30 protein-coding genes are annotated in these 17491 nt (G+C 43.9%); 13 read left to right on the forward strand and 17 right to left on the reverse strand.

The features are described 5' to 3' along the window. Positions 1 to 4: 4 nt before the first annotated feature. The 16 genes from QF117_RS09175 to QF117_RS09250 form a co-directional block, all read right to left on the reverse strand. Complete coding sequence (locus QF117_RS09175) at positions 5 to 214, reverse strand: hypothetical protein (RefSeq protein WP_282388083.1); 210 nt, start codon at positions 212 to 214, stop codon at positions 5 to 7. Next, a complete protein-coding gene (locus QF117_RS09180) occupies positions 211 to 459 on the reverse strand; it encodes a hypothetical protein (protein ID WP_282388082.1) in 249 nt (82 codons plus the stop codon). Before QF117_RS09180 ends, QF117_RS09175 begins: the two co-directional genes overlap by 4 nt. 10 nt (positions 460 to 469) lie before the next feature. Next, complete coding sequence (locus QF117_RS09185; RefSeq protein ID WP_282388081.1) at positions 470 to 1318, reverse strand: major capsid protein P2; 849 nt, start codon at positions 1316 to 1318, stop codon at positions 470 to 472. A 1-nt stretch (position 1319) separates the two neighbouring features. Continuing rightward, complete coding sequence (locus QF117_RS09190) at positions 1320 to 1442, reverse strand: hypothetical protein (protein WP_282388080.1); 123 nt, start codon at positions 1440 to 1442, stop codon at positions 1320 to 1322. 114 nt (positions 1443 to 1556) lie between these two features. After that, positions 1557 to 2261, reverse strand: coding sequence for a hypothetical protein (locus QF117_RS09195; RefSeq protein ID WP_282388079.1), 705 nt, complete (start codon positions 2259 to 2261; stop codon positions 1557 to 1559). After that, the gene (locus tag QF117_RS09200) at positions 2254 to 2799 is read right to left on the reverse strand and encodes a hypothetical protein (protein ID WP_282388078.1); all 546 of its coding nucleotides are present in this window, start codon (positions 2797 to 2799) and stop codon (positions 2254 to 2256) included. Before QF117_RS09200 ends, QF117_RS09195 begins: the two co-directional genes overlap by 8 nt. A gap of 8 nt (positions 2800 to 2807) precedes the next feature. Next, a complete protein-coding gene (locus QF117_RS09205) occupies positions 2808 to 3059 on the reverse strand; it encodes a hypothetical protein (protein WP_282388077.1) in 252 nt (83 codons plus the stop codon). After that, on the reverse strand, positions 3059 to 3334 hold the full coding sequence (locus QF117_RS09210) for a hypothetical protein (RefSeq protein WP_282388076.1): 276 nt from the start codon (positions 3332 to 3334) through the stop codon (positions 3059 to 3061). Before QF117_RS09210 ends, QF117_RS09205 begins: the two co-directional genes overlap by 1 nt. Further along, positions 3327 to 3515 (reverse strand): hypothetical protein, encoded by a 189-nt coding sequence (locus tag QF117_RS09215; protein ID WP_282388075.1) that lies wholly within the window; start codon positions 3513 to 3515, stop codon positions 3327 to 3329. The genes QF117_RS09210 and QF117_RS09215 overlap by 8 nt, the downstream gene beginning before the upstream one ends. 65 nt (positions 3516 to 3580) lie before the next feature. Further along, positions 3581 to 5416 carry a replication endonuclease gene (locus tag QF117_RS09220; protein ID WP_282388074.1) on the reverse strand — a complete coding sequence of 612 codons (1836 nt, stop codon included), beginning with the start codon at positions 5414 to 5416 and terminating at the stop codon, positions 3581 to 3583. Then, positions 5410 to 5619, reverse strand: a complete 210-nt coding sequence (locus QF117_RS09225) for a Lar family restriction alleviation protein (RefSeq protein WP_282388073.1) — start codon at positions 5617 to 5619, stop codon at positions 5410 to 5412. The genes QF117_RS09220 and QF117_RS09225 overlap by 7 nt, the downstream gene beginning before the upstream one ends. Beyond that, a complete protein-coding gene (locus tag QF117_RS09230; RefSeq protein ID WP_282388072.1) occupies positions 5616 to 5750 on the reverse strand; it encodes a hypothetical protein in 135 nt (44 codons plus the stop codon). The genes QF117_RS09225 and QF117_RS09230 overlap by 4 nt, the downstream gene beginning before the upstream one ends. A gap of 2 nt (positions 5751 to 5752) precedes the next feature. Continuing rightward, on the reverse strand, positions 5753 to 5923 hold the full coding sequence (locus tag QF117_RS09235; RefSeq protein WP_282388071.1) for a hypothetical protein: 171 nt from the start codon (positions 5921 to 5923) through the stop codon (positions 5753 to 5755). 3 nt (positions 5924 to 5926) lie between these two features. After that, complete coding sequence (locus QF117_RS09240; RefSeq protein WP_282388070.1) at positions 5927 to 6124, reverse strand: hypothetical protein; 198 nt, start codon at positions 6122 to 6124, stop codon at positions 5927 to 5929. Then, positions 6121 to 6285, reverse strand: a complete 165-nt coding sequence (locus tag QF117_RS09245; protein ID WP_282388069.1) for a hypothetical protein — start codon at positions 6283 to 6285, stop codon at positions 6121 to 6123. The genes QF117_RS09240 and QF117_RS09245 overlap by 4 nt, the downstream gene beginning before the upstream one ends. Beyond that, entirely contained in the window at positions 6282 to 6554 is a 273-nt protein-coding gene (locus tag QF117_RS09250; RefSeq protein WP_282388067.1) for a hypothetical protein, read from the reverse strand. Before QF117_RS09250 ends, QF117_RS09245 begins: the two co-directional genes overlap by 4 nt. Positions 6555 to 6661: 107 nt before the next feature. On the opposite strand from QF117_RS09250, the gene QF117_RS09255 reads away from it, so the two are divergent. The 4 genes from QF117_RS09255 (at position 6662) to QF117_RS09275 (ending at position 9236) form a co-directional block, all read left to right on the forward strand. Then, positions 6662 to 6958 (forward strand): helix-turn-helix transcriptional regulator, encoded by a 297-nt coding sequence (locus QF117_RS09255; protein ID WP_282388066.1) that lies wholly within the window; start codon positions 6662 to 6664, stop codon positions 6956 to 6958. Between the two features lie 46 nt (positions 6959 to 7004). Then, positions 7005 to 7967 (forward strand): tyrosine-type recombinase/integrase, encoded by a 963-nt coding sequence (locus tag QF117_RS09260; protein ID WP_282388065.1) that lies wholly within the window; start codon positions 7005 to 7007, stop codon positions 7965 to 7967. 53 nt (positions 7968 to 8020) lie between these two features. Then, entirely contained in the window at positions 8021 to 8521 is a 501-nt protein-coding gene (locus QF117_RS09265) for a hypothetical protein (RefSeq protein ID WP_282388064.1), read from the forward strand. A 145-nt stretch (positions 8522 to 8666) separates the two neighbouring features. Further along, positions 8667 to 9236, forward strand: coding sequence for a hypothetical protein (locus QF117_RS09275; protein WP_282388062.1), 570 nt, complete (start codon positions 8667 to 8669; stop codon positions 9234 to 9236). A 718-nt stretch (positions 9237 to 9954) separates the two neighbouring features. Here the strand turns inward: QF117_RS09275 and suhB are convergent. Next, positions 9955 to 10758: an inositol-1-monophosphatase gene (suhB, locus tag QF117_RS09280; RefSeq protein ID WP_282388643.1), complete on the reverse strand. Its 804-nt coding sequence runs from the start codon at positions 10756 to 10758 to the stop codon at positions 9955 to 9957. Between the two features lie 175 nt (positions 10759 to 10933). Here suhB and trmJ point away from each other — a divergent pair, with 175 nt between their 5' ends. The 9 genes from trmJ to iscX all read left to right on the forward strand — a co-directional run bounded on the left by trmJ (position 10934) and on the right by iscX (position 17396). Next, complete coding sequence (gene trmJ / locus QF117_RS09285; RefSeq protein WP_282388644.1) at positions 10934 to 11662, forward strand: tRNA (cytosine(32)/uridine(32)-2'-O)-methyltransferase TrmJ; 729 nt, start codon at positions 10934 to 10936, stop codon at positions 11660 to 11662. A gap of 109 nt (positions 11663 to 11771) precedes the next feature. Then, positions 11772 to 12278: a Fe-S cluster assembly transcriptional regulator IscR gene (gene iscR / locus QF117_RS09290; protein WP_017034139.1), complete on the forward strand. Its 507-nt coding sequence runs from the start codon at positions 11772 to 11774 to the stop codon at positions 12276 to 12278. 27 nt (positions 12279 to 12305) lie between these two features. Beyond that, on the forward strand, positions 12306 to 13520 hold the full coding sequence (locus tag QF117_RS09295; RefSeq protein ID WP_282388645.1) for an IscS subfamily cysteine desulfurase: 1215 nt from the start codon (positions 12306 to 12308) through the stop codon (positions 13518 to 13520). 33 nt (positions 13521 to 13553) lie between these two features. Beyond that, positions 13554 to 13931 (forward strand): Fe-S cluster assembly scaffold IscU, encoded by a 378-nt coding sequence (iscU, locus tag QF117_RS09300; RefSeq protein ID WP_282388646.1) that lies wholly within the window; start codon positions 13554 to 13556, stop codon positions 13929 to 13931. A gap of 67 nt (positions 13932 to 13998) precedes the next feature. Then, a complete protein-coding gene (gene iscA, locus QF117_RS09305; RefSeq protein WP_017034142.1) occupies positions 13999 to 14322 on the forward strand; it encodes an iron-sulfur cluster assembly protein IscA in 324 nt (107 codons plus the stop codon). An 81-nt stretch (positions 14323 to 14403) separates the two neighbouring features. Further along, a complete protein-coding gene (hscB, locus tag QF117_RS09310; RefSeq protein ID WP_282388648.1) occupies positions 14404 to 14919 on the forward strand; it encodes a co-chaperone HscB in 516 nt (171 codons plus the stop codon). Positions 14920 to 14943: 24 nt separating this feature from the next. Next, positions 14944 to 16797 carry a Fe-S protein assembly chaperone HscA gene (gene hscA, locus QF117_RS09315; protein ID WP_282388649.1) on the forward strand — a complete coding sequence of 618 codons (1854 nt, stop codon included), beginning with the start codon at positions 14944 to 14946 and terminating at the stop codon, positions 16795 to 16797. Between the two features lie 20 nt (positions 16798 to 16817). Then, the gene (gene fdx / locus QF117_RS09320) at positions 16818 to 17156 is read left to right on the forward strand and encodes an ISC system 2Fe-2S type ferredoxin (protein WP_282388650.1); all 339 of its coding nucleotides are present in this window, start codon (positions 16818 to 16820) and stop codon (positions 17154 to 17156) included. A 39-nt stretch (positions 17157 to 17195) separates the two neighbouring features. Further along, positions 17196 to 17396 carry a Fe-S cluster assembly protein IscX gene (iscX, locus tag QF117_RS09325; RefSeq protein ID WP_282388651.1) on the forward strand — a complete coding sequence of 67 codons (201 nt, stop codon included), beginning with the start codon at positions 17196 to 17198 and terminating at the stop codon, positions 17394 to 17396. Positions 17397 to 17491: the final 95 nt, after the last annotated feature.

The following is a 17491-nucleotide window of genomic DNA, read 5'->3' on the forward strand; positions in this document are numbered from 1 at the left end:
CCTCCTATGTTTTCGTGAATTTCTTAAGCATGACACTGGCGATAATCGTCACAATAAGCGTGACGACAACCGTTGTCGTTAAGTTTGCCGTTTTAACACTGGCATCCCCTTCAATGATGATGTCGCTTTTACTGCTTTCGGCTGTTTTGGTCGCGCCCCACCATCCAGCCCCTAGGCCAGAGGCGACAGCCGCGCCGATAATAACTGGAATCATCGGCGACCTCCCAAAAGCAAGATCAGTATTAAGGCCAATAGACCACCACCAATCCACAGCCATTGAGGATTCATTTGTTGCCAACTTGGAGGCGCGGCAACAATGGTTGAACCATCATTATTTTCACCTTTAGGGGGGATCTTATCTTTTCCATACTCTGGATCCGATGTTTTGGCATCTTCAATGCCAGCCCACGCCCCACCTACTGAGTCAATAACTCCGGTTATCCCTTCCCACCAAGACATAAGCGCCCCCTTACTTCACTGATGGAAAGGCAGTCACTTGACGAACACCTTCAATAAGAACGGGAAAATCACCGGCAGAGGCCTTTTTCACTCGGAACACCAAATCACCCATTGGTGCCATTTTGTTGAAGACACCGAGCGCCCCAAAGCCTTGCTGAACAAAATCAAGGATTAGGTTGTCGGTTTGAGGTACACGCTTAAAACGGCGTAGGTCAGCGTCAATATCTTCGACACTGCCTTTTAAGAAGGTGGTGCCATCGCGTTTAATTTCGATGTGCTCTAAGTCGCTGCCTTCCATAAAGAGGCGTGAAACGTAAAAGTCCGCTTCGTTATCAATGTTAATGTCGTTAAAGCCTGCTCGACCTGCACGGTATGACGTAGATATGATTTCCGGTAAGAAGTAACGCTCCGGCTCGCTTGGTGTTGTGAGTGCGTTAGACGTAATTTCTGGGTTGGTTACACCCGATTTGATGCGCACGTAGCATTTCCATGTATCAGTAACCTTAGTGACCATGGTTTTTAAAAACTGACCTTCCCATGTCAGCATTGACGGATCGCCAAAATACAACGTTGGACGAGAATCATCCCAATGAATACCCGCTTCCTGTGCAAGCTTTTTCATTTCTTGAGGGGTCACGTGAATATGAGGACGACCGTTCAACTTAAACTGGAAATACTCAATGTCGGTGAGTGCAAGATTGTTAAGGATAAATTCAATTGCCCAGTAAGTAGGACCAACCGGGATAGTAAGAATAGCTTCACCGCCCGCGCGGATATTTTCCCAGCGGTCAATTTCATGACGGCGTGGCATGACGTTAGAGCGAAGCATATTCATAGCTTGGCGTAGAGCTTGAGACATTTTAGATACCTACCTTATCGAGTGTTTTTGCGACAGATTTTGAATTGCGCTTAGCAAGACCAACCCCTGCCATGACGACCAGTACAATGCCAGCCGTGATTAAATAGGGTTTTGCTTTTTTCATGAGTATTTTCCAAATAGTGGGTGTGAATAAGTGTGAATAAACACCGAAACACTCAACTAAGATGACGCCTTTGCCAATGACAAAGGCGTTTTTAATCCGGCTTAGCCGGATTAATTAGCTGTATTTGACACCGCTAAAGCGGGTTTTGTTGAGCTTTTTAGGCTGGTTGTTAATAAGGAAACGGGGCGATCCTTCCTGCCAGTGCTTAGACTTGGCCCCTACAAAATCAATTTTTCCAGAGCACAATAAGCCTTGGCCGCTTCGCCACTGGATAAAATCAAGTGGCTTGCGTGGCACGACATCCATATCAATACCGAGCTTTTTAGCAATGTAAGCCGCATCATCATCGGTATTGTGCATACAGATATGAAGATAGGTCGCGTTGTTCATAATGGACTTATCTACCTCTTGGCCACGCTGTACCGTACCTAAGATAGTTGGACCAAATGCCAGCCCTTGGTTAATGAGTTTGCCCCACGCACCCTGTGCCTTTGCAGTTCCGGTTACCGCTGCCAACTCTTCCGGAATAATCAGCGCGGGTGCTTCACGGTTAAAAGTAAAGGCCACTTCACAAAAGAGCTCAAAAGATTTTGGGTCACTTGCTACAAATGCCAGCTTACCAGTCCCCTTTGTGGCTCTGGCTTTTTCGATAAATTCAGCAGGGGTTAAACAGGCTTCATAGCCCATTTGATGGACATACTCACCTTTAGGATCAAAAGCCATCACGCGCTCAAATTGCTCCGCGATGCGTTTTACCAATACCGATTTACCGCTTCGAGATACACCCATCGATAGAATTAATTCACCGTCATTACGCATGGTCTGAGTCCTCCTGAGTCCCTGCTGCATTAGTGGTTAGCGTCTTTTTTTCACTGGCTTGTTTCACTGCAAAAATAAGCCCTACGGTAGAGCCTAACGCCCCGAACCACAGCCCATAGTTTTCCATAACCTCCAATACGCCCCCTTTGGGATAGTAATGAACTAAAAGCTGTGCATTGCTCAGCGCGAATTCATCGATCACGTCTTGATCTACATCCAATCCCGCCACTCGCTTGATGACAAGCCCCGTATTCTTAGCGACAAACTCACGGGTCACATGCGCACTATTGCGGATTAACTCTGGTGATATGGAGTCGTCATGCTCCCACTTGCGAAGTGTCACCATAGGCACATCAATATCACGTTGCGCGGCTAGCGATTCGGCCGATGAAATTCTTTCCGGTTCAAAATTTGGCTCTGGTGTTAGAGTTTCCGGTTTAGTGTCAATGTCACTTTGAGGGGCGCTGACTCCCCACTTTTCCGCTATGGCATCATATTCGCGCTCAACGGTTTCCGGACTGATATCAACGGGATTCATAGACCCTCCTATTCAAAAAATGTATTAGTAGATTTACCGGGATATTCCGGTTTATTTTCCGGCTTAGTGTCATGCTCTGGCCCCGGCTTAGTTATTTCTGGTAAGCCGGATAACAATGCTTGTCCTTGACGGGTTTGATAATTGAGTACGCCACATTGCGGGCACTTCAAATCCAGTTGTTTGTACTTGCCGCGACGCTGGCGAATGTGCGCTTCACTTTTACAGGTTGGACAGTGAACGGTTTTGAGGATGTCAGGCATTACGACACCTCCAGTTTGTCTTTGGCAAACAAAATAATCAGTGCATTGGCAGAATCACGCTCTGCGCTGACGGCTTCCAGATAGGTGCCAACCACCGATATGACAGGCTCTAACTCACTGCCTGCGGTTGTCACCGCTTTGACTTTTGCCATGAGCCCACCGGATAGGTCGAAGTTGAGGCCAGAAAGCGTCTGAGCAAGGCGCTGCTCCGCTTCCTGCCGCGTAGTGATATGCCTCTGGTGCTCAATAAGGAGGACGGAAAGTGATTTACTCACGCTCTAACTCCTTAATGCGATTGGTCAATTTAGTGACCTGGCTTTTTAGGTTGGTGATGTCTTTTTTAAACCTCTCAAGCTCTGAGAGTTGCGCTTCCAGCAGCTCAGCAAGTGCCTGATGGTATGGATAAAGGTTGCCAGACCGTGATAAACGATCGAGCGTTTCAACGTGTTTTTTCATAGTGGTCCCCTGTCTCTCGACGTTGGTTAAAAGGTAGCCCCTGATTCCCATCGTTGGCGTATTGGTTATGTCACCCTAAGCTGCCCATTTTGGATACTTAGGGTGATGTGTTTATCAATGGGAACTTTTGCCCCCTTTGACAGTGGTGCGAGCAAGCATTGAATACCTTTAACGCTCCATCCGGTCACGTCCATCAATGCTTTCTCTAGTGGTGTAACCGCCTTTTCTGGAGTCTGGTTACACTTATTTTCAGTGCTCCAAGGAAGGGCGCCGCCCTTTTTAAGAGCAAGAGCAAGGCGTTTGACGTCTTTAGTTTTCACCAAATTAAAGTGCTCGCTGCAGGTTTCGATCACCTTACCGAGCCACTCAATACCAATGACCCGTTTGACCACATCACCGTAATCATTTAATTTTTCTTCATAGGCTAGCTTTGCCTTAAAGCCCAACTCACAAAACCCCTTCCAGCGTGAATTGTCCGCATGTTCTCGAAGGGCTTCTAATTCCTCATCAAAGGCTGTGTCTTGTGCGGTGGCTCGACGCAGTTGACGCCATAGGCCAACTGAAGGTGCACCACTTTGAGAAAACTGCTTAATACGATGAACGGATGCCCACGCACGGGCAGAGAATGCGGCCTCTTGTGCGTCTGTTTCTGGCATGTGTGCCCCGTTAATGTTCTTGGAAATGTATTTGATGATGTAGCCCGTTGCAGTGCCTTTCGCAGGATCGCAACGTTCTATTTTAATTCGACGCTCTTTTTCAAATTGCCCCTCTTTGTTGTAAAGCTCTGGCTTATCTTCATTGCAAGCAATACCTTCACAGAGGCGGATAAGCTCAGCCGTTTGTGAGGGATGAACATACAAAAACAGGTGAGCGTGTGGGGTGCCGTCTTTGTGTGGCTCAGCCACTCGTAGCCCAAACCAGTCAATATCTAATTTTTTGAGCCAAGCACGGGCTAATTTCCATTGCTCCATGATGTTTTGATGCCCCTCTTTAGGGGTGTAGCCTCCCCATTTACTTGAATTACGGTGGTATTTACTTGGTAATGTCCATGTAATGAATACCCCTTCATAACCCAAATCAATGGCACGCTCTTCATCACCCCGACTGCGAACCACTAATTCAATACGGCGGTTTTCAGGATTGGCGGTGGTACGCTTTACGACGTCTTTTAAATCAAAACTTTGTCCTGTCTCCTGACTCATCACTGACATGGAATCAATGAATTGCTTGGTTTCTATTTGCTTTTTACGCCATCGAGCGAATGACCGACGAGAGACATAATGACGCTGACTTTTACGGGCTCCGACTCTATCAAGGGCAATTTGTGAAAATTCAATGTATTGACCTCGCAGAAATTTAAACTTACGTATAAGGTAATCCACATCCAGACAACGACGAATAGCGCGTTCAAGCTCTCTTTCTGCATCAACAATGTCTTTGTGTTTTTTCTTAAGAGAGGGGGCGTTGATATGGACGCTTTTCATTACCTTTTCTATTTCGTGAAAAGTGTATTGCAAAGCGTTCAAATAGCCTCGTTCGGTGTCAGTTGGCGCAATATCGCCCATGGTTCGGGTGAATAGCTCCGTCAGATTAAACGCTAAGTGTTCAAGTGCTTCATCATTCATTAACACTTGATGATTCAACTCAACAGATGAGCGGGCGCGACTATGAAAGCGAGGCCTGTCAGGAGCATTGGTGCGCTCATCCACAAACGGGAATTTATCTTCGATACGTGGCGACCACTTAAGGGCGTGTTTCATCGCGTCATTGGTAAAGCGTTGCATATTCTCTCGTGTTGCGCTTGTGCGTTTTTGGCGTTGAGATATGGCAAAGCGCACATCGTCTTGAACGATGCGCGGCAGTTTATCGAGGAAGTGATTACCAAAGGATGTACTTAGCATGAGGCTGAGCCTTTCATGTTCCACGCTTCAATTGCGCTATTATGGGTGTACGCTTCTTCACTCTCACAACCGCACTCAACACAAACCACGGTGTAAACGGGTTTATGGTAGGCACGTGGGAAGATGGTTTTTTCACAATACGCTTCGTTACTGCCGCAATGTTGGCAATCTTTGATCGCTCTTAATGGGATAAAGGTACTCACTGGGTGATGGTCTCACGTTTTATGCGCTTAACTTGTTGCTCAATAATCGCTTTACGTTTAGCGGTTCGAGCGTGTTTGTATTGGCTGCGTTTAACCGCCAGTTTTAATTCAAGAGGTGGGGGAACAGGCATGGCTATACTTCCAAGTCTTTGAGAGTGTTCATGGCTTCAAGTGATTGGTTCCGAACGTGTAGCCAAAAGCTAGAGTTTGTTTGACTTGCCTTTCTGGTTGCGTAATCAAAAAGCTCTTTAGCTTCTGCGTAGGTATTCATGTCGATATTAATTGAGTGAATAGGTGTGTTCATGTCTTACCCCTGTACAACGATGCGCAAATCACCCTCTAAAGGAATGATTGCAATTTTGGTAGCTATAAAAGAAACGGGGTTTCCAGCTTTGTATTCCATTTCAGACACAGCGCGATAGAAATTAGATGAATGCTCACTTGTTGGAATGTTTTCCACGGGTAAACACTTTGAGTTAGAGAATATTTGAACGAGTGGGGTCATTGCTTATCACTCCTTTCATCCCAAAACAGCCAGCCAGTACAACTCAATGCCGTTAAAGGAATAAGGTCAACAAGATGAAAGCCAAAGCTTTTGAGTCCCATCGTGTAAAGCATGACGATAAGAGTCAGTGTTAAACCTGTCTGGAGTTTATTGATATTCATGCTTCGTCCTCTTCGTACAACTCTGAAAGACTGAATTGCTTAGTGCGGATTCTTATCGCCAGTTCGAGCATATCGACATAACGCTTACCGCCATCATCGTTGTCTATCTCTGGAATCTTGCCGATATCCATTAGCCTTAACACCTTGTCACGCCCCACGCGGTGGGACTTGGCGAACGTCGTTACATCAGTAAAGAAACAAGGCATCAAGGGCATACCTTGCAAGGCCTCCATCAAATCCAGCTCTTTAGGTGTTGGTATTCCAAGCATGTGATATCCTCGAAAGTTTAGGTAAATAGCCTTAATTGGCTTTTTATGGTCGTACGAAAGTACATATTGAGCGTAAGACTATTACGTTCGTACATATGGTGTCAACAATGGGCTTGGGAAAAAAAATTAAAGCAGTACGCATCGCTGAGGAATTAAGTCAACTGGATTTTTCACAACTAACTGATATTTCGATAGATTCTCTAAGAAGTTATGAGAATGACAGAAGAACGGTAAATGAAATAAATATGATTAAAGTCACAAAACATGAACGGTTTAAAAAGTACGCCTATTGGCTTACTACCGATGAAACCCTCCCAGAATCCGGCCAGATAGCACCGGATTTTTCTATCCTATTAGAACTCGGCATTGTCGAAAAAAGCACCGACGACAAAAAGAGTGCTTAACTCTTTGTTATCGCTCGTTTTATTCGCTTGGTAAGGTAAACGTGACATGCTGCTAAAAGTTGAAAATGGATATTCATCCAGTTATGCACCCGAGCAAGTTTTTAAGCTCAAGCGTAAGGCTGTACAACTGGATATGCGCCTCAAATTAGAGTTAGAACGACAAGGTGCCAAACAACAAGACAACCGAACGCTAGATGAACTAATCAGCATTTGGTATAGGCTGCACGGGAAAGCATTAAAAGACCACGTTAGATTACGGAAATTGTTGTATCGATTGTCGGAAGGGCTGGGGAATCCTATCGGTAGTCAACTGACGGCTTCAGACTTTTCTGCCTATCGTGAGGAAAGAACTAAAACGATCAGTACAACTACAGCAAACCGTGAGCATAGTTATCTTAGGGCAATGTTTAATGAGTTAGAAAGACTAGGGGTTACTGCGTTCCCCAACCCCCTAGCCAAGATTCGCCAATTCAAAGAAAGGGAAGGGGAGCTACGCTATCTCTCTCATGAAGAAATCGATCAGTTATTGGAAGCCTGCGCCTCTTCAACTAATCGCTCATTGATTTACGTGGTAAAGGTTTGTCTTGCTACGGGCGCAAGATGGGACGAAGCGGAAAGTTTAAAGCCCTCGCAAATCAAAGATGGAAAGATCACCTTTCTGAACACGAAATCAGGTAAGAACCGAAGCGTTCCGATTAAGCCTTGGCTTTTTGATGAGTTGCATAGAATTGAACCAATCAGTGATAACAAGTTATTTCTAAGCAGTTTGTCAGCATTTCGCAAGGCGGTAGCACGAAGCAAAATTGAATTACCTAAAGGCCAAATGACTCACGTTCTACGGCACACCTTTGCGAGTCACTATGTGGTAGGTGGTGGAAATATTGTGAAGTTGAGGGATACGTTAGGTCATAGTGAGATCACAACAACAATGAGATACGCGCATTTAGCTCCTGACCATCTAGAAGAGGTGTTAGAGCTGAATCCGTTAAATCAGCATTTTCGTTATTAGGCGACAATCTGTCGGCTAATAGGCGTTAACTGTTTCCAGAATTTGGAGTTCAAATGACACGAAGCGAATTAGTACAAGAAGTCCAGTATATAGCTGAAAATATAACTCAGAAGTTCAAACCTGTAGATGGTAGCTGTCTGTATATGAGTGCAACGTTAGCTGCGATGATGAATGATCACTTGCCTGTCGAGACTCGCTTTGTGACAGGAAGTTTATCAGTTGCTGAATCTAAGATCTTTGCTCATCAAGCAATTAAACCAATACTTAGTCAAAAGGAAGGTGTAATTGGCAAATGGGACGGTCACGCTTGGGTTGAGGTTGATGACTTAATCATTGATTTGTCGCTATTTCGAACGGTATTTTCAAAAGCAGCTTCACTTCGCATTCAGAGCCTTTTTGAGGCGAGGTTTGAGCGTGGTACTGCCTACCTAGTTGGGCAAAAACATAAATTGATCGAAATGGGCGTTGTGTACACCCCACTTGAACTATTGTCGGACGACGATGCGACAATCTTTATACAAAATGCGGGTAGAATGGGGCTCATAAACAGTTAACAATCTGTTTAAGAGTGATTCGCAACGCTTGGCATTTTTGCTATGCGTTGTGTTTAGTGTTTAAGGTGGTTTGCGGGAGCTTCAGTATTGCGTTGCTCACACCTTAACAGGGCGTTAGGTGTTTATCAGAATTTGTGAGGTATGAATGAATATTGATTATTCATTATTAGATGCAGGTGAATCAAAAAATGTTCAGGAAGCTATATTAAATCGGGAGCAGTTTTATGGTTATATTCCTGAAAAGGGATTTGACTTTATCTTGCGAAACTATCGATATTTGGCTGAATTAAAACTTCTAGAATCGAACTGGATGGAAGCATATTTACATTCAAGTAATTTTTCAAAAACTACGCTAGAACAACTTAAAGCTGTTTTTGATGTTTGCTCCAAGTCTCGGTTGCAAGAGAGTTTTCCTATACGCGAGGGGCATCAATTTTCCAAAGGTTCACGATACACTCTATTTAGAGGTTGTGCCGGTCCTAAACATAACCTTGGTATGTCATGGTGCGATTCTCTAGATAAAGCTATTTGGTATGCAGCTCACCACTCAGAAATTAATGGTTTGGGTAATTTGGCTGTTTATGCGACTACGGTTTCTAAAGAGGAAATATATTGCACTGGATCACATTACGATTTTGACTTTATAGTTCTTCCTGAGAATGCATGGCGTATAGAAATTCCTAGCCATGAATTTCGGCTCAATAGACCAAGGTGAATACACCTAACAAGTGTTTAAGGTTTCAAGTCTAATATATAGGTTAGTAGAAATTAAACATATCTATGCACCATTACCAATGGCGACTGAATTAACGTTAGTCGCCTTTTTATAGTCTGTTCACTGTCAGATAAAGTCATTTCGCGTGCATATAACGTTACTTGTCGAATTATTACTATACTAAGTGATTGTTTTTTAAGGTTGTTAGGCGGTTTTCCAAATCCGCGTGTTGGGAGTTCGAATCTCTCCACCCCTGCCATATTTAAGGCTCTAGCAGAAATGCTAGAGCCTTTTTGCTTTTTGGATTACCTCGATAAGGGCACACTGAAAACTGCAAAGCCCCAACCAATTTCTCCCGCTACTATTCTGGTTCTAATCCCTGCACTCAAGGAAACTATTCCAAACACAAAAAATTGTAAAAACAGTGTCGTTATAATGAGCGACGCTTTGGCTAGCTAGATAGTGTGGTCGTAATCAGCTCAAAAGTAGTTCGATAGGGTTTAGCTCTATCGAAAATGTTGGGAAGTTTGATTGGCAATATCATTGGAGTGCCATACAGCACTGGCCAGCCTAACGAGTGCGTTAAATGAGTTTAGATATAATGCTGATAAAAATGTGAAGAGTCCCATAGAGTATTGGGTTCTTAAACATTTATCTTATGACTAAAAACAAAAAAAGCCTCGCATATAGCGAGGCTTCTTGTATAAATCTTTAAAACTTACTTTAGCATTGCTTCGTTTCCGTTCTCACGGATATGCTTAAGAATCGATTTAACACCGCGAGCACTAGAACCAACAGTATTACCCGATTTCATGTAATCAGTGCCACCAGAGAAGTCTGTCAAGATTGCTCCAGATTCGCGAGCTACGAGTTCTGCAGCTGCGAGTTGCCAAGGCTTTAGGCCTAGCTCAAAGAAACCATCCACGCGACCTGAAGCTAAGTAACATAGGTCAAGGGCTGGTGAACCGGTACGGCGGAAATCAGCACAGTCAACAAATAGAGAAGACATTATTTTGAAGTAAGAGTCAGAGTGTTGCTTTTGCTTGTAAGGAAAGCCAGTCGCAAGAACAGCGCCGTTGAGGTCTTTTAGTGGGTTAACACGAAGGCGGCTATTATTAAGCTGTGCACCTGCACCACGTTGAGCGGTGAACAGTTCGTTTAACATTGGGTCGTAAACACAAGCCACTTCAGTTTTGCCATTAATGCGAACAGCAATAGATACAGCGAAGTGTGGCAAGCCTTTTACAAAGTTTGGCGTTCCATCCATTGGGTCAATGATCCATTGCACGTCATTATCTTTTCCTTCGATAAGACCGTTTTCTTCAGCAATAATTGAGTGATCAGGGTATGAAGCTTTAATGGTATCGATGATCAGTGTTTCAGCTTCTTGATCTACATTGGTAACAAAGTCGTGCGTACCTTTCAGAGTAGTTTCAATTTTATCTGAAGTTTCTAGCGATTTAGCAATATGGTTGCCAGCTTTTCGCGCAGCGCGAATAGCAATGTTTAGCATTGGATGCATAAAATTTCCCAGCGGATGTTAAAGAACAAAAAAAAGCTGCGGAATTATAACAGAGAAATCTCCAAATGGAAGTGGTTATTTTTTGTTCAAGAAAAATCAACAGTATCATCTCATCACTATTAATCATAGATATGTTAGAATTTATCCGTTTTTAATCATGCGATAGAGAAGCTTTATGTTAGACAACGTTAAGATTGTACTCGTTGGTACGTCACACTCAGGAAATATAGGTTCAGCCGCTCGTGCTATGAAAGTTATGGGTCTAAAGCACCTGGTTTTAGTCGACCCTCAGTGTGAAGTAGACGATCAAGCTCTTGCGTTAGCGGCTGGTGCCAGTGATTTAGTCGAAAACGCGACTATCGTCGATAACTTATCTAAAGCTGTTGAAGACTGCGGATTGGTTGTAGGCTCTAGCGCTCGGTCCCGTACTTTAGAGTGGCCGATGCTAGAGCCTAGAGAGTGTGGTGAAAAGTTTGCTGTCGAAGGGCTAAGCCATCCTGTTGCTTTGGTGTTTGGTCGTGAAAGAACCGGTCTGACAAATGAAGAGCTGCAAACTTGCCATTACCATGTGTGTATCCCCGCTAATCCCGAATATAGCTCATTGAACTTAGCGATGGCTGTACAAACTCTGAGTTATGAAGTTAGAGTTGCACACCTAGCATTAGAGCAAAGTAAATATACTAAGAGTCATGACTTACAAGAAGAATACCCTCGTCACAAAGAGCTAGAAATGTTCTATGAGCACCTTGAAAATGTGATCATTGGGACCCAATTCATATCCAAAGAACAACCAGGGCAAGTAATGAATAAACTTAAGAGGTTATTCAGTAGAGCACGCCCTGAAGTTCAGGAAATCAATATCCTCAGAGGGATTTTGACATCTATAGAAAAAAGAGAAAAATAGCAGAAAACATTCTCATTCGATACCTGACTAAAATGCTCAAATAATACTTGACCAATTTAGTCGGGTATGAAAAGATTCATGCCATACAAACGATGTGGATATGAGCAATATGAGACTGACATCTAAAGGACGATACGCAGTAACAGCCATGTTAGATGTGGCTTTACACTCTCAGCAAAACCCAGTGCCCCTCGCTGATATTTCTGAACGACAAGGCATCTCTCTTTCTTATTTAGAGCAGTTATTTTCTAAATTGAGAAAAGCCGGTTTGGTTGCGAGTGTTCGTGGGCCCGGTGGTGGTTATCGACTTGGTGAAGATGCACATCAAATTGCTATTGGATCGGTTATTTCGGCTGTCGATGAGTCGGTTGATGCAACGAAATGCAGTGGCAAAGGAGATTGCCAAGGCGGATCTCGATGCCTTACTCACACATTATGGCACGACCTTAGCTCACGTATCAGTGGGTTTCTAAATAATATTACACTTGGTGAGCTAATGAATGACAGCGAGATAATTGACATCTCTGATCGTCAGGATATTAAATTGGCGATAAATCAAGGGGTATCAAAAAAAATGCCTAGCGCTGCTTCTATAAGCGTGAATGTTCGTTCATAACGAAATGGTTTTACATTGGAGTAATAAATGAAACTGCCTATTTATTTTGATTATTCAGCAACATGTCCCGTAGATCCACGCGTTGCCGAAAAAATGGTTCAGTGCATGACAATTGACGGAAACTTCGGTAATCCTGCTTCTCGTTCACACCGATATGGTTGGCAGGCAGAAGAGTCAGTCGACAATGCACGAGAGCAAATCGCAGATTTACTGAATGCAGATCCTCGCGAGATTGTTTTTACCTCGGGAGCAACAGAATCAGATAACCTTGCTATTAAAGGTGCCGCCCACTTTTATGGTAAAAAAGGTAAGCACGTCATTACCTGTAAAACAGAGCACAAGGCGGTTCTTGATCCTTGTCGTCAACTTGAGCGTGAAGGCTATGAAGTTACATACCTTGATCCAGAATCGAATGGCATTATTGACCTAAATAAACTTCAAGCAGCAATGCGTGAAGACACCGTGCTAGTCTCTATCATGCATGTAAACAACGAAATTGGAGTGATTCAAGACATTACTTCAATTGGCGAAATGTGTCGCGAACGCAAGATTGTTTTCCACGTTGATGCCGCACAGTCTGTAGGTAAGATTCCTCTTGATGTTCAAGAAATGAAAGTCGATCTGGTTTCACTTTCTGCTCATAAAGCTTATGGTCCCAAAGGCATCGGTGCACTTTATGTCAGCCGTAAGCCACGCATTCGCCTTGAGGCACAAATGCACGGTGGTGGTCATGAGCGAGGTTTCCGCTCAGGAACGCTAGCGACTCATCAAATCGTCGGTATGGGTGAAGCTTTTGCTATTGCGAAGCAAGATATGCAAAAAGACTTTGAACACGCGAAAGCTCTTCGTGACCGTTTACTTAATGGCGTTATTGATTTAGAGGCTGTTACAGTTAACGGTGATTTGGACCAACGTGTTCCACATAACCTGAACGTGAGCTTTGCCTTCGTTGAAGGTGAATCACTGCTTATGTCTCTTAAAGACCTTGCGGTTTCTTCTGGCTCTGCGTGTACATCTGCGAGCTTAGAGCCTTCATACGTTTTACGAGCTCTCGGCCTCAACGATGAGTTAGCTCATAGCTCAGTTAGATTTTCATTCGGTCGTTTTACAACGGAAGAAGAAGTCGACTACGCAATCGCACAGATTCGCGTAGCGGTAAACAAATTACGCGACATGTCTCCTCTATGGGATATGTATAAAGAAGGGATTGATTTGGACACTGTTGAGTGGGCTCATCACTAATCTCAGGGATGTAGAGGATTCGAGGTAAATATTATGGCTTATAGCGAAAAAGTAATCGATCATTATGAAAACCCACGTAACGTAGGTTCATTTGATAAAGATGATGAAAATGTGGGTAGTGGCATGGTTGGTGCGCCGGCATGTGGTGACGTAATGAAATTGCAAATTAAGGTGACACCAGAAGGTATTATCGAAGATGCAAAATTTAAAACGTACGGCTGTGGTAGTGCAATTGCATCAAGCTCACTAGTAACTGAGTGGGTTAAAGGCAAGAGTATTGATGAAGCTGCGGCTATCAAAAACTCTGAGATCGCTGAAGAGCTCGAGTTACCGCCTGTAAAAGTGCACTGCTCGATTCTTGCAGAAGACGCGATTAAAGCGGCCGTTGCAGATTACAAGAAAAAACGTTAAATATTAGTTGAGGGCGGTATAATGCTCTCAACTAAGTTCTACTATTGATAAAACACAAGGTTGTAGTATGGCCATCACCATGACGGATACGGCAGCAAGCCGAGTTCAATCATTCTTAGACAACCGCGGTAAAGGCATCGGGTTGCGGCTAGCAGTGAAAACGACAGGCTGTTCAGGTATGGCATATGTACTGGAGTTTGTAGACGAATTGAATGAAGAAGACCAAGTGTTTCAACACTCCGGTGTAAAGGTCATTATCGATCCTAAAAGCTTGGTCTACTTAGATGGAACTGAACTTGATTACGTGAAAGAAGGGCTGAACGAAGGTTTCGAGTTTAACAACCCTAACGCTAAAGGCGAATGTGGTTGTGGCGAGAGCTTCAACGTATAGTCTTCTTCAAGCCAATAGCTTCAACATCAAATCAGATAGCTAGGTGGAGTCAGCCTAGCTACACCCTAGGATTGAGTTTCCATGAATCATTTTGAATTATTTGGGCTACCAATTCAGTTTAATCTGGACGGTAGCCTTCTTTCTTCTCAATTTAGAGAACTGCAGAAAAGCTTTCATCCTGACAATTTTGCGACCGCTTCTGAGCGCGATCGTTTGATGTCAGTGCAAAAGGCCGCGCAGATAAATGACGCATACCAAGTTTTAAAGCACCCTATTTCACGCGCTGAATATCTGTTGATGTTAAATGGAGTAGAGCTCGATGGCGAACAAAAGACGATGCAAGACCCGATGTTTCTTATGGAACAGATGGAGCTGCGCGAAGAACTTGGTGATATAGAGTCAGCGAATGATGCAGAAGAAAAGCTGTATGATTTTAGTGATAAAATCAGCACGTCGTTTGAAAAGCAACAACGCGAACTTGAAACAGAATTAGCCGCGTCGCATTGGATGAAAGCCGCAGATTCAGTCAGAAAATTAAAATTCATTGCTAAATTAATCCAACAAATAGAACAAGTCGAAGACAGACTGCTTAGCTAATTTAGAACAATTAAGGACTCTTCAATGGCACTACTTCAAATTGCCGAACCAGGACAAAGCTCTGCGCCGCATCAGCATAAGTTGGCGGCAGGGATTGATTTAGGTACCACCAATTCACTCGTTGCTTCTGTGCGCAGTGGTAAAACTGCCCCTCTTCAAGACGATCAAGGTCGTAGCATTCTCCCTTCGGTAGTGAATTACTCAAACGAAGAGGCCAAGGTTGGTTACGCGGCTCATGAGTTAGCAGAGCAAGACCCTGAAAATACAATCATCTCCATTAAGCGATTGTTAGGTCGTTCTCTGAAAGACATTCAAAGTCGATATCCTACATTGCCTTACCAGTTTGAAGAAAGTGATAACGGGCTTCCGTTATTGCATACCAAGCATGGTGTTAAAAACCCGATTCAAGTGTCGGCCGATATTCTAAAAGTCCTAGCCAAACGCGCAGAACAAACACTCGGTGGTGAGCTTGCTGGTGTTGTCATCACTGTCCCAGCTTATTTTGACGATGCTCAACGAGCAGGCACAAAAGATGCCGCAAATCTGGCTGGCTTACATGTCTTACGCTTACTCAACGAACCGACAGCCGCCGCACTGGCTTACGGATTAGATTCAGGTAAAGAAGGGATCATTGCTGTTTATGATTTAGGTGGCGGTACCTTTGATATATCGATACTACGATTGTCGAAAGGCGTGTTTGAAGTCCTAGCGACGGGTGGGGATTCTGCGCTAGGTGGCGATGATATCGACCATTTAGTCGCTGAACACTTATTGTCACAAATGGATATCTCGACGCCATTAACAGCAGAGCAGCACCGACAACTTCTCAATGCCGCCACTAAGGCAAAGATAGAGCTGTCAGACAATGACGTGAGTAATATCTCCGTGCTGAACTGGGAAGGTACATTAACCCGTCAGGGCTTCAATGATCTTATTACTCCTCTGATTAAGAAAACGTTAATGTCATGCCGACGAGCACTAAAAGATGCGGATGTGTCTGCCAGTGAGGTTATGGAGGTCGTCATGGTGGGTGGATCTACTCGCACCTTGCACGTTCGTGATTTAGTCGGTGAGTTTTTTGGTCGAACCCCATTAACCGATATTAACCCTGATGAAGTGGTCGCTATCGGTGCGGCTATTCAAGCTGATGTGTTAGCAGGAAATAAATCTGACTCTGAAACATTATTGCTTGATGTTATTCCATTGTCATTGGGTATTGAAACGATGGGAGGGTTAGTTGAAAAGATCATCCCGCGGAATACAACCATACCCGTAGCCAAGGCGCAGGAATTTACCACGTTTAAAGATGGTCAAACGGCAATGACCGTTCATACCGTGCAAGGTGAACGCGAAATGGTTGACGACTGTCGTTCATTAGCGCGGTTTGCGTTGAAAGGAATACCACCGATGACGGCTGGCGCTGCCCATGTTCGTGTGACATACCAAGTGGATGCAGATGGTTTGCTCTCAATAACCGCCATGGAAAAGAGCACAGGTGTCCAGGCTGAAATTCAGGTTAAACCCTCTTATGGCTTAAGTGACAACGAAGTGGCTAACATGCTGAAAGATTCGATGACGTATGCCAAGGCGGATATGGATGCACGTTCTCTTGCTGAGCAGCGTGTTGAAGCGGATCGTGTGATTGAAGGTCTGATCGCAGCGATAGACCTTGATGGTGATGATTTATTAACAGAACAAGAAAAGAATGCGCTGATTAAAGCGATCGAGTCACTGATTGAGCTTCGCAATGGCGACGATCCTGACGCGATAGAGCAGGGTATCAAACAAACCGATGCCGCAAGCCAAGATTTCGCCTCTCGCCGTATGGATAAGTCTATTCGTACTGCGCTGTCTGGCCAGTCAGTTGATGATATTTAACCGTTAGAGAATAGATAAAGATGCCTAAAATTATTGTTTTACCTCATGAAGACCTTTGCCCAGAAGGTGCTGTATTAGAAGCCAAATCGGGCGACACTGTTCTTGATGTTGCTTTGAAGAACGGTATCGGTATTGAACACGCTTGTGAGAAGTCGTGCGCATGTACAACCTGTCATGTTGTTATTCGTGAAGGTTTTGATTCACTGACTGAAAGTGATGAGCTAGAAGACGATATGCTAGATAAGGCTTGGGGATTGGAGATGGAATCTCGTTTAGGCTGCCAAGCAAGAGTCGCCGATACTGATTTAGTGGTGGAAATTCCAAAGTACACCTTAAACCTCGCGTCTGAAGATCATTAAAACTGAGTCAATAAAGCTTAGCGAAATTAAGGAGCACTTATGAGTTTAAAATGGATTGACTCGCGTGACATCGCGATTGAACTATGTGATTTGCATCCCGAGACAGACCCACAAACGGTTCGCTTTACCGATTTGCATCGATGGGTTATGGAGCTTGAAGATTTTGATGACGACCCTAACCATTCTAACGAAAAAATCTTAGAAGCCATTATGCTGTGCTGGATGGATGAAATCGATTAATGGTGTTTTTTCAGGCAAGCTTGGTTTAAAACATTACCTAGTTAACAATTCTAAATAAATAAAGCGGACCTCTTGGTCCGTTTTTTTATCAAATT

This window comes from Vibrio sp. YMD68, assembly GCF_029958905.1.
Taxonomy (GTDB): domain Bacteria; phylum Pseudomonadota; class Gammaproteobacteria; order Enterobacterales; family Vibrionaceae; genus Vibrio.

Bases quoted from the DNA above. Each gene is read 5' to 3' on its own strand.
- QF117_RS09175 (WP_282388083.1), bottom strand. From the start codon at position 214: ATGATTCCAGTTATTATCGGCGCGGCTGTCGCCTCTGGCCTAGGGGCT.
- QF117_RS09180 (WP_282388082.1), bottom strand. From the start codon at position 459: ATGTCTTGGTGGGAAGGGATAACCGGAGTTATTGACTCAGTAGGTGGG.
- QF117_RS09185 (WP_282388081.1), bottom strand. From the start codon at position 1,318: ATGTCTCAAGCTCTACGCCAAGCTATGAATATGCTTCGCTCTAACGTC.
- QF117_RS09190 (WP_282388080.1), bottom strand. From the start codon at position 1,442: ATGAAAAAAGCAAAACCCTATTTAATCACGGCTGGCATTGTACTGGTC.
- QF117_RS09195 (WP_282388079.1), bottom strand. From the start codon at position 2,261: ATGCGTAATGACGGTGAATTAATTCTATCGATGGGTGTATCTCGAAGC.
- QF117_RS09200 (WP_282388078.1), bottom strand. From the start codon at position 2,799: ATGAATCCCGTTGATATCAGTCCGGAAACCGTTGAGCGCGAATATGAT.
- QF117_RS09205 (WP_282388077.1), bottom strand. From the start codon at position 3,059: ATGCCTGACATCCTCAAAACCGTTCACTGTCCAACCTGTAAAAGTGAA.
- QF117_RS09215 (WP_282388075.1), bottom strand. From the start codon at position 3,515: ATGAAAAAACACGTTGAAACGCTCGATCGTTTATCACGGTCTGGCAAC.
- QF117_RS09220 (WP_282388074.1), bottom strand. From the start codon at position 5,416: ATGCTAAGTACATCCTTTGGTAATCACTTCCTCGATAAACTGCCGCGC.
- QF117_RS09230 (WP_282388072.1), bottom strand. From the start codon at position 5,750: ATGCCTGTTCCCCCACCTCTTGAATTAAAACTGGCGGTTAAACGCAGC.
- QF117_RS09235 (WP_282388071.1), bottom strand. From the start codon at position 5,923: ATGAACACACCTATTCACTCAATTAATATCGACATGAATACCTACGCA.
- QF117_RS09240 (WP_282388070.1), bottom strand. From the start codon at position 6,124: ATGACCCCACTCGTTCAAATATTCTCTAACTCAAAGTGTTTACCCGTG.
- QF117_RS09245 (WP_282388069.1), bottom strand. From the start codon at position 6,285: ATGAATATCAATAAACTCCAGACAGGTTTAACACTGACTCTTATCGTC.
- QF117_RS09250 (WP_282388067.1), bottom strand. From the start codon at position 6,554: ATGCTTGGAATACCAACACCTAAAGAGCTGGATTTGATGGAGGCCTTG.
- QF117_RS09255 (WP_282388066.1), top strand. From the start codon at position 6,662: ATGGGCTTGGGAAAAAAAATTAAAGCAGTACGCATCGCTGAGGAATTA.
- QF117_RS09260 (WP_282388065.1), top strand. From the start codon at position 7,005: ATGCTGCTAAAAGTTGAAAATGGATATTCATCCAGTTATGCACCCGAG.
- QF117_RS09265 (WP_282388064.1), top strand. From the start codon at position 8,021: ATGACACGAAGCGAATTAGTACAAGAAGTCCAGTATATAGCTGAAAAT.
- QF117_RS09275 (WP_282388062.1), top strand. From the start codon at position 8,667: ATGAATATTGATTATTCATTATTAGATGCAGGTGAATCAAAAAATGTT.
- suhB (WP_282388643.1), bottom strand. From the start codon at position 10,758: ATGCATCCAATGCTAAACATTGCTATTCGCGCTGCGCGAAAAGCTGGC.
- trmJ (WP_282388644.1), top strand. From the start codon at position 10,934: ATGTTAGACAACGTTAAGATTGTACTCGTTGGTACGTCACACTCAGGA.
- iscR (WP_017034139.1), top strand. From the start codon at position 11,772: ATGAGACTGACATCTAAAGGACGATACGCAGTAACAGCCATGTTAGAT.
- QF117_RS09295 (WP_282388645.1), top strand. From the start codon at position 12,306: ATGAAACTGCCTATTTATTTTGATTATTCAGCAACATGTCCCGTAGAT.
- iscU (WP_282388646.1), top strand. From the start codon at position 13,554: ATGGCTTATAGCGAAAAAGTAATCGATCATTATGAAAACCCACGTAAC.
- iscA (WP_017034142.1), top strand. From the start codon at position 13,999: ATGGCCATCACCATGACGGATACGGCAGCAAGCCGAGTTCAATCATTC.
- hscB (WP_282388648.1), top strand. From the start codon at position 14,404: ATGAATCATTTTGAATTATTTGGGCTACCAATTCAGTTTAATCTGGAC.
- hscA (WP_282388649.1), top strand. From the start codon at position 14,944: ATGGCACTACTTCAAATTGCCGAACCAGGACAAAGCTCTGCGCCGCAT.
- fdx (WP_282388650.1), top strand. From the start codon at position 16,818: ATGCCTAAAATTATTGTTTTACCTCATGAAGACCTTTGCCCAGAAGGT.
- iscX (WP_282388651.1), top strand. From the start codon at position 17,196: ATGAGTTTAAAATGGATTGACTCGCGTGACATCGCGATTGAACTATGT.